Source organism: Peptostreptococcus faecalis (assembly GCF_900240845.1).
Lineage (GTDB): Bacteria > Bacillota > Clostridia > Peptostreptococcales > Peptostreptococcaceae > Peptostreptococcus > Peptostreptococcus faecalis.
Window position 1 is genome coordinate 59331 of the sequence record NZ_OERU01000004.1, and the last position, 12636, is coordinate 71966.

General features: G+C 31.0%; 12 protein-coding genes. 9 read left to right on the forward strand and 3 right to left on the reverse strand.

Annotated elements, in window-relative coordinates:
* Positions 1-42 precede the first annotated feature (42 nt).
* Positions 43-3255: a carbamoyl-phosphate synthase large subunit gene (carB, locus tag C0982_RS07505; RefSeq protein WP_101773611.1), complete on the forward strand. Its 3213-nt coding sequence runs from the start codon at positions 43-45 to the stop codon at positions 3253-3255.
* 268 nt (positions 3256-3523) lie between these two features.
* Complete coding sequence (locus tag C0982_RS07510; RefSeq protein ID WP_101773612.1) at positions 3524-4666, forward strand: hypothetical protein; 1143 nt, start codon at positions 3524-3526, stop codon at positions 4664-4666.
* Positions 4667-4742: 76 nt separating this feature from the next.
* Here the strand turns inward: C0982_RS07510 and epsC are convergent, their stop codons facing one another.
* The 3 genes from epsC to C0982_RS07525 all read right to left on the reverse strand — a co-directional run bounded on the left by epsC (position 4743) and on the right by C0982_RS07525 (position 7202).
* A complete protein-coding gene (epsC, locus tag C0982_RS07515; protein ID WP_101773613.1) occupies positions 4743-5342 on the reverse strand; it encodes a serine O-acetyltransferase EpsC in 600 nt (199 codons plus the stop codon).
* Positions 5343-5377: 35 nt separating this feature from the next.
* Positions 5378-6265, reverse strand: a complete 888-nt coding sequence (gene cysK / locus C0982_RS07520; protein WP_101773614.1) for a cysteine synthase A — start codon at positions 6263-6265, stop codon at positions 5378-5380.
* Between the two features lie 412 nt (positions 6266-6677).
* Positions 6678-7202, reverse strand: coding sequence for a ferritin (locus tag C0982_RS07525; RefSeq protein WP_101773615.1), 525 nt, complete (start codon positions 7200-7202; stop codon positions 6678-6680).
* A gap of 195 nt (positions 7203-7397) precedes the next feature.
* Here C0982_RS07525 and C0982_RS07530 point away from each other — a divergent pair, with 195 nt between their 5' ends.
* The 7 genes from C0982_RS07530 (at position 7398) to C0982_RS07560 (ending at position 12560) form a co-directional block, all read left to right on the forward strand.
* A complete protein-coding gene (locus tag C0982_RS07530; RefSeq protein ID WP_101773616.1) occupies positions 7398-8267 on the forward strand; it encodes a class I SAM-dependent methyltransferase in 870 nt (289 codons plus the stop codon).
* A gap of 6 nt (positions 8268-8273) precedes the next feature.
* Positions 8274-8963, forward strand: a complete 690-nt coding sequence (locus C0982_RS07535) for an RluA family pseudouridine synthase (protein WP_101773617.1) — start codon at positions 8274-8276, stop codon at positions 8961-8963.
* Positions 8964-9162: 199 nt separating this feature from the next.
* Entirely contained in the window at positions 9163-9873 is a 711-nt protein-coding gene (locus C0982_RS07540) for a peptide arginase family protein (protein ID WP_101773618.1), read from the forward strand.
* Positions 9874-9964: 91 nt separating this feature from the next.
* Positions 9965-10459, forward strand: coding sequence for an SEC-C metal-binding domain-containing protein (locus tag C0982_RS07545; RefSeq protein ID WP_101773619.1), 495 nt, complete (start codon positions 9965-9967; stop codon positions 10457-10459).
* A gap of 167 nt (positions 10460-10626) precedes the next feature.
* The gene (locus C0982_RS07550) at positions 10627-10884 is read left to right on the forward strand and encodes a Veg family protein (RefSeq protein WP_101773620.1); all 258 of its coding nucleotides are present in this window, start codon (positions 10627-10629) and stop codon (positions 10882-10884) included.
* Positions 10885-11047: 163 nt separating this feature from the next.
* Entirely contained in the window at positions 11048-11572 is a 525-nt protein-coding gene (locus C0982_RS07555) for an RNA polymerase sigma factor (protein ID WP_278336046.1), read from the forward strand.
* The gene (locus tag C0982_RS07560; protein ID WP_101773622.1) at positions 11559-12560 is read left to right on the forward strand and encodes a hypothetical protein; all 1002 of its coding nucleotides are present in this window, start codon (positions 11559-11561) and stop codon (positions 12558-12560) included. The genes C0982_RS07555 and C0982_RS07560 overlap by 14 nt, the downstream gene beginning before the upstream one ends.
* Positions 12561-12636 lie beyond the last annotated feature (76 nt).

Sequence of the window (12636 nt, forward strand, 5' to 3'; positions counted from 1 at the left end):
GATAAATTAATTTAACACGAGAATATATGAAGGAGATATAATATGCCTAAAAAAGATAGTATAAAGAAAACTTTAGTACTTGGATCTGGACCTATAATAATAGGGCAGGCTGCTGAATTTGATTACTCAGGAACTCAGGCTTGTCAAGCGCTGAAAGAAGAAGGAATAGAAGTTGTGTTAATCAACTCTAACCCAGCAACAATAATGACTGATCAGGAAGTCGCAGATAAAATATATATAGAGCCTTTGACTCTTGAATTTATAGAAAAAATAATACAAAAAGAAAGACCAGATAGCCTATTAGCAGGAATGGGTGGTCAGACAGGTCTTAACCTTGCAGTTGAGCTATATGACGCAGGAATACTAGAAAAGTATGGTGTTGAAATAATAGGTACTTCTGTAGAATCTATTAAAAAAGGTGAAGACAGAGATACATTTAGAGATGTAATGAATGAAATAGGTCAGCCTGTAATAGAAAGTGATATCATCACTACTTTAGAAGGTGGACTTGAATATGCAAACAAGCTAGGATATCCAGTAGTAGTAAGACCTGCCTATACTCTAGGAGGTACTGGAGGCGGTATTGCAGAAAATGAAGAAGAATTTAGAGAAATTCTTACACATGGTTTACAGTTAAGCCCAGTTACTCAGTGTTTAGTTGAAAAGAGTATAAAGGGATGGAAAGAAATTGAGTACGAAGTAATGAGAGACTCAAACGGAAACTGTATAACTGTTTGTAATATGGAAAATATAGATCCAGTTGGTGTACATACAGGTGATTCAATAGTAGTAGCACCTAGCCAGACTTTATCAAACTTAGAATATCAAATGCTTAGAACAGCATCAATTGAAATAATAGATGCAATAGGAGTTGAAGGTGGTTGTAACGTACAAATCGCACTTAACCCAAATAGCTTAGAATATGCAATTATAGAAATAAACCCTAGAGTTTCTAGATCATCAGCTCTAGCATCAAAGGCAACTGGTTACCCAATAGCAAAGGTTGGAGCTAAGATAGCACTAGGATATACATTAGATGAAATTCAAAATGCGGTTACAAAGAAGTCAAATGCTTGTTTCGAACCAACGTTAGACTACGTAGTCGTAAAAATTCCAAAATGGCCTTTTGATAAATTCAAAAAAGCAAACAGAAAACTAGGAACAAAGATGATGGCTACTGGTGAAATAATGAGTATAGGTTCTAATTTTGAAGCTGCATTTTTAAAGGGAATAAGATCTCTTGAAACTGGTAAATATTCACTTGTACATAAAGCTTCTGAACTTAAGAGTTTATCAGAACTTAAAAAGAGTGTAGTAATGCCAGATGATGAAAGAATATTTGACCTTGCTGAAATGATTAGAAGAGGTTACAAAGTAGAAATGATATCTCATATCACTGGTGTAGATGAATGGTTCTTAGATAAGATAAAATGGATAGTTGAACAAGAAGAAAAACTAAAGACAATGAAAATTGATGAAATTACAAAAGAATATCTTCTTGAGCTAAAGAAAAAAGGATTCTCAGATAAGGGAATGAGTGATTTGATGCATATTTCTCCTGAGGACATACTGGAGCTAAGAAATCTTTACAAAATCCAAACTTCTTATAAAATGGTAGATACTTGTGCAGGAGAATTTGAAGCATTATCTCCTTACTATTATTCAACATATGAGCAGTATGATGAAGTAAAGGTAAGCAACAAAAAGAAAATCATAGTTCTAGGATCTGGACCTATCAGAATAGGTCAAGGTATAGAATTTGACTATTGTTCAGTTCACTGTGTAAAATCACTCAAAAAACTTGGTGTTGAAACAATTATAGTAAACAACAACCCTGAAACTGTAAGTACAGATTTTGATACATCTGATAAGCTGTATTTTGAGCCACTTACAGAAGAAGAAGTTTATAATATAATTCAAAAAGAAAAACCAGAAGGAGTAATACTTCAGTTTGGTGGACAAACAGCTATAAAATTGGCTAAGTTTTTAAGTGAAAAGAATGTAAAAATTCTTGGAACAGACTTTAAAGATATAGATGCTGCAGAAGATAGAGAAAAATTCGATGCTTTACTTGAAGAATTAAACATAAATAGACCTAAAGGTAAGGGTGTATGGTCAGTAGAAGAAGGTGTATCAGAAGCAGAAAAGCTTGGATATCCAGTGTTAGTAAGACCTTCATACGTACTAGGCGGTCAGGGTATGGAAATCACTTATGATGAAACAAGACTTACAAGATATCTTGAAGATGCTTTTGAAAGAGATTCAGCCAATCCTGTACTTATAGATAAGTACTTAACTGGTAGAGAAATAGAAGTAGATGCTATATGCGATGGAGAAGATATTCTGATACCAGGTATAATGGAGCATTTAGAAAGAGCAGGTGTGCACTCTGGAGACAGTATTACAATGTATCCTAGCCAGAGAATATCTGACAAAATTAAAGACAAAATATACGAATATACTAAGTTGATGGCAATTAATTTAAATGTTATCGGTATGGTAAATATTCAGTTTATAGAATATAAAGAAGAACTTTATATAATCGAAGTAAACCCTAGAGCGAGCCGTACAGTGCCATATATATCTAAAGTTAGTGGAGTGCCTATAGTGGATCTTGCAACAAGATGTATGCTAGGAGAAAAACTAAAGGATTTAGGATATGGAACAGGCGTATACAAGACACCTAACCACGTATGTGTAAAAGTACCAGTATTCTCTATGTCAAAGCTTTCTAGAGTAGAAGTAAGCTTAGGACCTGAAATGAAATCAACAGGAGAAGTACTAGGTGTAGGAGAGACTTTAGAAGAAGCTCTATACAAAGGATTCTTAGCATCTGGACAAAAGATGTCTGGAGACAATAAAAAAGTTCTAGCCACAATAAATAATAATGACAAAGAAGAATTTATTGAAATAGCTAAGGGTATGAGTGAATTAGGATATACATTCATAGCTACAGAAGGTACAGCTAAGTCGTTATCAGCTGCTGGCGTAGATTGTGAAGTAGTAAATAGAGTAGAAGAGCCTAGACCAAACATACTAGATGTAATAAGAAATAAGCAAGTAGACATAGTAATTAACACTCCTACTAAGGGTAATGACTCTACTAGAGATGGATTCAAAATCAGAAGAACTGCTATAGAATTCCAGACAGAAATAATGACTTCTCTAGATACGTTAAAAGCATTAGTAGAAGTTAATAAAAAGCATGTAAATGCAGACGTAATGAAGGTTTATAGCCTTGATGAAATACTATAAATCAAAATAACAAAATAAAATAAGAATAATACTTAAAAGAGATACTTGAAATTCAAGTATCTCTTTTTTACTATAATACAAATATCAAATAAGTAATATTATATTTAGCAACTTCGCTTATTGACATTATAATTATAGTATGAAAGAATGGAAATATATTAAAGAAAAAAATGAGGTATACAATAGAAAAACGAAAGTACTTGCTGTGTTCACGAATCTATCGTAAGAGAAGTTTAAAATAATTAGCATATTAGAGAGAGGAAACTTAATGAAAAAAAGTAAAAAGAAAAAAAATATAAGTATTTTAGTGATAATAATATTATCTTTAATGGCAGGTATATATATTATGAATGCAACAGGTATTTTAAAAGTAAAAAAAGATGTGGATATGAATGATATGGTAAAAAAATATGAATATGTATTAATATCATCTTCATTTCCAAAGAATAAATCCTTTATGGATTTTTATGACAACAAAGGTACTAATATAGGAGAAAAAGAATTACCTTATGGAGCTATGGGATTTTCTAGTTATAATCAAAATTTTTTAGAAGATGGTAATTTTGTATATGCATCCAAATCTAACGATAAGAATGATGATAAGTTTGAAATAATAAAAATTGATAAAAATACGCTAAAATATTCATCTATAGAAACTAAAACAAGTGTAACTGTAATAAAAGTGGGAAAAGAGTATATATACGCGATGGGCGGTGCACATTTACAGATAATAGATAAAAAAACGGAGAAAAGTGTTTTTTATGATAGGCTAGAATACAATATAAGTAGCAGTGCAATTGATGAATATAATGGAGAACCGATATTGTTTAGATGCAGTGATGTAGAGGGAGATAAACATAAAGAAAAAAATACTGTAGAGGTATTGAAATTTGATAAAAATCAAAAAAAATTAGTGAATTTACTTGATATAAAAGACTCTTCAGATATTTCTTCTTCACTTATATTAGATGATACTCTATATGTATTATCCAAGTTAGAGAGCGAAGAATCTATAGAGGTACAAAAAAATGAATTAATAAAAATAGACCTAAAAAACAAAAAAATCTCAAGATATACACTACCTAAAAAACATAATAATGGAAACTATATTTATAAATCTCTTTTGTTTAACAATAGTGACAAGATATTTATTTTAGAAAATGTATTCAACGGATTTTACTCTGAGAATAAAAAATTGATTTCGTACAACATAGACAATAATGAAGTAAAGGTTAATAACCTAAAAGAAAAATATAATGCTATGTTTATTGATAAAAATAATTTAGTTGCTTTCTCCAATGAATATTTATGCGAATATGATAAAGAGACTGTAGATGTGAAAAAGGAATTTAAGCTAAAAGAGTTAAATGAAAAAAATATGTACTTTAATAAATTTGGATTAAAAAAATAATAAATATTTTGGAATGTTAGAACATAAAAGAGCGTGTAAAAAATTTACACGCTCTTTTCATATTTAATTATTCGCTTTATATATAATACATTGATTCAGAGACTTTTCTATCTGCAAAGTCAATTATTTTAGCATTATCTTTTTCGGATTTTATTTTAACTACTTTTCCTGGTATACCAACTACAGTTGCACCATTAGGAATATCATCTAAAACAACGCTGTTAGCACCGATTTTAACTCTATCACCGATATTTACTGGGCCAAGTACTTTAGATCCAGAACCGACAATTACATCATTTCCAATAGTAGGGTGTCTTTTACCGGTGTGGTTACCAGTTCCTCCTAAAGTTGAACCCTGATATATTGTGACTCTATTACCTATTTCAGTAGTCTCACCTATTACGACACCCATACCATGATCTATCATTATGCTGTGTCCAATTTGAGCGCCAGGATGTATCTCAATTCCAGTAAAAAATCTAAAAATTTGAGATATAAGTCTAGCAATGAAATGTAGTCCAATATTATTAAGTGCGTGTGCAATGCTGTGTCCTATTAGAGCGTGCACAGATGGATATATAATAAAGACCTTAATCCTATTTAGTAGCTTTGATTTACCTCTACTAGAAGCTGGATCATTGGCAATAATATAATCTATATTTTTGATCATTTTCATTTCAATTACCTCTTTTCTCCAGAATTTTTGTAGGATTAAAATATTCCCATAGACATATATTTATCAGCACCATCAGGAGCTATTGTTACGATTTTTTTATCAGGATATCTTTCTGATAACATTTGAGCCGCTACTAAGTTTGCTCCAGCAGATATACCGACTAATACACCTTCTTTAGATGCTAAATTTCTAACCATTTCAAAGGCATCCTCATCTTTTACTAGCAATACTTCATCTACAATGTTTGAGTTGTAGTTTTTAGGAATAAAGTTTGCTCCAATACCCTGTATTTTGTGAGGTCCTGGAGTTGCGTCATTAATCATTGGAGATGCTTCTGGTTCAACACCAAATACCTTGATATCTGGATTTTGGTCTTTTAAATAAGATCCTACACCAGATAGAGTTCCTCCAGTACCAATACCTGCTACGAAAATATCTACATCTTTTAAATCATTTATGATTTCAGGGCCTGTAGTCTTGTAGTGATATTTTGGATTGTCTTCGTTGTCAAACTGTCTTAGAGATACATACTCTCCAGTTTTTAGAAGTTCATCCATTTTATCTATAGTACCTTGCATTCCTTTTGCTGCTTCTGTCAAAATAAGTTCAGCTCCATACGCTTTTATTAAGCTTCTTCTTTCTAAGCTCATTGACTCAGGCATTATTATAGTTACGTCATACCCTCTATTTTTTCCAATCATTGCAGTTGCTATTCCTGTGTTTCCGCTAGTGGCTTCAACTATTTTTGAACCCTCTTTTAGTTCGCCTCTTTCTTCCATTCCATATATCATACCAAGTACAGCACGATCTTTTATAGATCCGCCAGGGTTTTTATTTTCCAGTTTTAGATATATGTTTGAGTTTATATTTGACACGTTCATTAGTGGTGTATTTCCGATTAATTCTACTACATTCTTTTTCATTTTTAATTCTCCTTATATTGTTTATAGTTAAATAATTTAATTATTTGAAATTTGTGATTTTTTTTGCGCAAAATTATTTACTACAACAACAGTTAGAGATTCCTCCAAAGGCAGTGGTGATAAGTTTTTTAAATTGTAAGTTGTTCATATTTTATACATCTCCTTCTCTTAACCTACACCCAAGTGAAAACACGTATTCTTAAATGATAAAAATAATATTAAATACATATTTTTAATCCTGATTAATTTGGTAGGAATTAATGATTATTTTATATTAAAGATATCTATTTGTCAATAGATTGATAGTTAAAAAATGAATTTTTTGATTTTTAAAATATTTCAAAAATAAAAATCCATACAACAAGTATAAATCATGTTGTATGGATAGATTATTTTATAATTATATTTAAAACTAAGCGTTTTGGCTAGATGCAGGAACTGAAGGAGTGTAAACTCTAGAAGCAAGTTGATTATCAATTAAATATAAATTTGAAGAATCACTTGAGAAAGTTTTAATTTTTCTTACTATATTAGTAAAATTATCTTCTTCTTCAACCTGTTCATCTATAAACCACTTTAAGAAGCTTGTTGTAGCGTACTCTCTTTCATCAGTGGCAATGTTCATTAAATTGTAAATTCTGCTAGTTACTTCTTTTTCATGTTCTAGAGCAGTTTCGAAGACATCTAGAAGTCCATCATAAGTTGATTTTGGTTTTTCTATAGCTTCTAATTCAATTTTCCCGCCTTTTTGCATTACAAAATTGTAGATAGTTTTTGCATGGTCTAGTTCCTCTTTTGCTTGAACTTGAAAAAAGTTTGCTACACCAACAAATCCCAAATCATCAGCATATGCAGACATAGCAAGATATGTATATGCTGAATAGTATTCATAGTTGATTTGATCATTTAATGCTTTTTCTAATTTTTCGCTTAACATAATGTTTCCCCCTCAATTAAGTAATTTATCCGTACAAATGTTACAGATACAATAATATTATATCACTTTTCAGAAGAAAAAGCTTTTCTTAGAAAAATAATGTTATAAATGCTGATTTTTTAATATGTTAATATGGTATAATATTTTATGTTTACGTAAAATTATTAAGACTGATACGAATTAGAGGAGAATGAAATGTTATTATTAGCAGATAAATGGGAAAATTATGAACTAGTAGATATGGGTGGCGGAGAAAAACTTGAAAGATGGGGAGATTTTGTACTTAGAAGACCAGACCCTCAAGTTATTTGGCCTATTGAAAAAGAATGGTCGCTGTGGAAGAGTCCACATGGTCATTACCATAGAAGTAGCAGAGGTGGTGGAAGCTGGGAAGCAAAGAAAAGATATCCTGAGCAGTGGACTATAGAATACGGTGATTTGAAATTTAAAATAAAGCCAACTGGATTTAAGCATACAGGTCTATTTCCAGAGCAAGCAGCCAACTGGGACTGGATGATTAAAAAAATTAAATCAGAAAAAAGACCTATAAAGGTTTTAAACTTATTCGCATATACTGGAGGTGCAACAGTTGCTTGTGCAAGTGCAGGAGCAGAAGTTTGTCATGTTGATGCAGCAAAGGGAATGGTAACGTGGGCGAAAGACAATGTAGAGCTATCCGGTTTAGGCGATAAAAAAGTTAGATATATTGTAGATGATGTAATTAAGTTTGTAGAAAGAGAAATAAGAAGAGGTAATAAATACGATGCAATAGTAATGGATCCTCCTTCATATGGAAGAGGGCCAAAAGGAGAAGTATGGAAGATAGAAGATAAGCTGTATGAATTTGTAGAGCTTTGCATGAAGGTTCTTTCAGACAAGCCTTTATTCTTCTTGATAAACTCATACACTACAGGATTTTCATCAGTTGTTCTGGAAAATGTATTGACTACTACTGTAGGCAGAAAGGTTAAAGGTGGAAAAATCTATGCTGGAGAGGTAGGCATCCCTGCATCTAGAACTGGGATGGTACTACCTTGTGGTATATTTGGTAGATGGGAAAAGTAGATAGATATGCGAGGTAAAAATTTAAATGTGATATATGAGGACAATCATCTGCTTGTTGTGGATAAAATACCTAATATATTATCTCAGGCAGATAGTACAAAAGATGTTGATATGATATCTTTGTGCAAAGATTACATTAAGGAAAAATATAATAAACCTGGAAATGTATTTTTGGGATTAGTTCATAGATTGGACAGACCTGTTGGAGGAGTAATGGTATTTGCTAAAACTTCGAAGGCAGCATCTAGGCTTTCAGATCAAATTAGAACTAGAACTCTCAAGAAAACTTATAGGGCTGTGGTTGTAGGTAAGTGTGAAAAATCTGGGGACTATGTGGATTATTTATATAAAAATAAAAGTAATAATATGGTAAGCGTGGTGGATAAGAATACTAAAGATTCAAAAGAAGCTAGGCTTTCATATAAAAGACTAGGCGTTAAAAAGTCTAAGGGTAGCGACCAAGATTTTTCTCTAGTGGAGATAAACCTTCAAACAGGTAGGCCGCATCAAATTAGGGTGCAGTTTTCTTCAAGAAATCACCCTTTATATGGAGATCAGAGATATTCAAAAGTTGCTACAGTAGGTCAGCAAATAGCACTTTGGTCAACTAAACTGGAACTAATTCATCCAACTACAAAAGAAAATATGATTTTTTATTCGAACACACCGAATGAGCAGCCGTGGATATTGTTTTAATGCTTGTAAAAGTATGCATTATAAAAAATATATAGTGAAATAATACTAAGGTATGTGGTGTAAGAACATTGAATTATATAGCGTAAGAATACCAAATAATACAATGTAAGGTATTCGATTGTGTAATGCAAGAATACTAAATAATACAATGCAAGGATACTCGATCATGTAATGAAGGAATACTAAGTGGAGAATACAAATGGAATATGGTGGATTTTATATAGAAAAGCCTGTAGGAAATAATAGCTTTTCTTTTGATGAGAGAAAAAATAAGAAAATATATGTTCCTCAACTTATAAACGGAAGTTTTAACGATATTGAAATAGGAAATGAAGCAACGTTTATAGAAGTTGAAGATAGTAATGAATTTGAGTGTATTGGTCTAAAAAACATGTATAAAATAGTCGATGATAATATCGGAATTGAAAAAGACATTTATGTATTTGACAATCACAATCATGCGTTCTTTTTTTGGTGCAAGTCGTTAAAAGAAGGGCGATTAAAAAAAGGAGCGGCTCTACTCCATGTGGATCAACACAAAGATACAAGAGAACCTTCTAACTATGATGTAGATATAGAAGATATAGAGGATGTAAAAAGATACACCAATGAAATTTTAAATGTGGGAAGTTTTATAAAGCCTGCACTTTACCATAATATATTTTCAACGCTGCAAATAGTTGATTCTAATTATGGTTTGGATCAAGAAATTCCAAAAGAGTATGTTTTGGACATAGATTTAGATTTTTTTTCAGAGGACATGGATTATATAGATTTTGATAAAAAAAGAAATAAAATTTCTGAATATATTAAGGGTGCAAAAGTAATTACTATAGCGAGCAGTCCATTTTTTATAGATCAGAAAAGAGCGATTGAAACATTGAAGATACTCTTTGATGTAGAAATATAATACAAACTGTGGTAATATTGGTATGTAAAAAAACAATTATAAATAATTAGGCACTGTTAAATACAAGTGCATTTAAGATGGAGGTATAAATATGCTATTTGAAAAATGGAAAGAAATGTGTAGTGGTTATGAAACTGAACAAGAAGAAGTTAAGTTTTGGGAAGATTTCTTAAAAACTGAAACTAGTATATACAATGAAATATTAAACAATAAGAGAGATATAATAGCTGGAAAGGTTTCAGACTTAGCAGCAAACTATAATACAAGTGTAGAATATTTCATGGGATTTTTAGATGGAGTTAATGAAAGTATAGAAAAAGAACAAGAACTTGAAAAAATAGAAGAAGATACTCAGATTAATATAAAAATTGACTGGGAAAAATTGTACAAAAATATGGTACATGTAGAAGCTAACTGGCTATACGGGTTAAAAGGATGGGATTCTATTTTATCTGATGAATATAGAAAAAAGGTTCAAAAAGAATTTAACAAGTCAAAAATAATTGTAAAAGAAGATAAGATAGGAAGAAATGATCCATGTACTTGCGGAAGCGGTAAAAAGTACAAAAAATGTTGTGGAAAATAACCAATAGCTATAGAAAAATATCAAAAAATATAACAGAAAAATAAATAAAAAAATATGATAAAAATAATTGACAAAAACGGTTTCATATTGTAAAATAAAATGTTATATTGACGAAAAAGCCTTATCATGGTATAATAAGTTATACACTGAAAAGGATGGTGATATTTTTGGCAACAACAGCGACATTGGATAATATTAGACGTACATTGCAAAAGTATGTTGGCAAGAAAATATTGCTTAAGGCAAACAAAGGTAGAAAACAGGTCATCACAAAGCAAGGTATTCTTGAAACTGTGTACCCAAGTGTCTTTACAATTAAGGTAGGGCATGGAGAATATGGTTTTGAAAGAGTAGCTTATAGTTATTCAGACCTTTTAACAGAGAACGTTAAAATTAAAGTTTTTAAAGACAGTACGGTTAGTTAAGACAATTACGAATGAGTAATTTACATAAGACAGCCACCCATTAAATTGGGTGGCTTTTTTATGTTCAATAAAAAGTATAAAAATAAAAATGAATTTTTGTTAATGGAATTTGTTTTTTTGCGTATACATATATGAAAGGCAATATAGTACTATATAATTATTAATAAAGCTAGCGAATAGAGGTGATAATATGAATTTTGATGAAATATATGAAAAATACTTCGTTAGAGTATATAGGTTTGTACGAATGAAGACTATGAATGATGAACAGGCTGAAGATATAACTGCGAAAGTATTTGAAAGCATATATAGAAATATTAGTCGATATTCAGAAGAAAAAGGAAATATGGATACTTGGATATTTTCAATAACAAGAAATGAAATAGCAACATTTTATAGAAATAATAAAGTTCAAACTGTATGTATAGACAGTGTAGGAGAAGTAGTAGATACGAGTGAAAATCCAGAACAAATACTTGATCGTAAAATAAAAAATAAGGAATTAGTAGAATCTATTTATAAATTAAACGAAAATGAAAGAATTGCAGTGGGATTGAAGTATGGATCTGGTCTAAAAAATAAAGATATTGGAGAAATAATGGGGATATCGGCATCTAATGTAGGTGTGATTCTTTTTAGAAGTATGAAAAAGTTGAAAAAGGAGATGAAAAGCTATGAAGGAAAATAAAAACATAAATAATGAAAACAATATTGAATCTCTTTTTGATAAGGACTTTGAGCTGTTTATACAAGGAGAGATAGAGGCAGAATTCACTCCTAGTGAAGATGTAAAAGAAAGAATAAAAGCAAAGGTCCAAAGAAATATAGAAATGAACTACGAACATATGTCTAACGAAGGCTCTAATGAGGGGGTTTCTATACATAATGATAATATTGAAAAAAATAGAGGAGAGATAAAGATGAAGAAAAAGACAACTAAAAGCAGGTTTAATCAAATGAAATATAAAGTAGCGGCATCAGTAGCAGCAGTATGTATCGTGATTGGTGCAGGTGTACCTATTGCAACTGGAAAAGATATACTCACAGTAGTGAAAGAGGTACAAGCAGGAAGACTAAGCGTAGAAGAGGTTAAAGAAGAAGTGGATACTTCAAAACTTCAAGTAGCACTACCGGAGGAATTAAAGGGCAAAGTATTTGATAAAGATGGCAATGTGGTAGAGAAATTCTCAAAAGAGCTAGAAGGAAAAATATATGATAGCCACGGAAAATTAATTAGAGGATTTGGATTTGATGATCAAAGTGATAAGTATGTGATTAGAACAGAAGAATCTTATAAAGAAATGAAGGCAACATTTGCGACATTAGAAGAAGCATTAAAGCATTTAAAGTTCACACCTAAAGTACTAGAAGGGTTTAAGGTAGATAAAGTTGAACTGATAAAAGGTGATGGGGAGATATCAAATGAATACTCAACAGTATATCTAAGCAAGGGTGCAGATAAAATAAGGATAGAGGAAAGAGTTGCATCTGAAGATAACGCATATAGTATAGATGGAGATGACGTCAAAAAAGTAAGAGTAAATGGAAAAGAAGCTATTTTGATAGATGATAAAAATGTAGAGATAGATAATGGAGACACTTTTATAGGTGTATACGCAAAAGACTCTAGCTACAGAGGCGATAAATTAGTAAAGTTATGTGAAACACTAAAATAGATACAAAAATAGAAAAGGATAAATTTATCCTTTTCTATTTTTTTGCATTAAAAAACACAGTACTTCCAAGAAGATA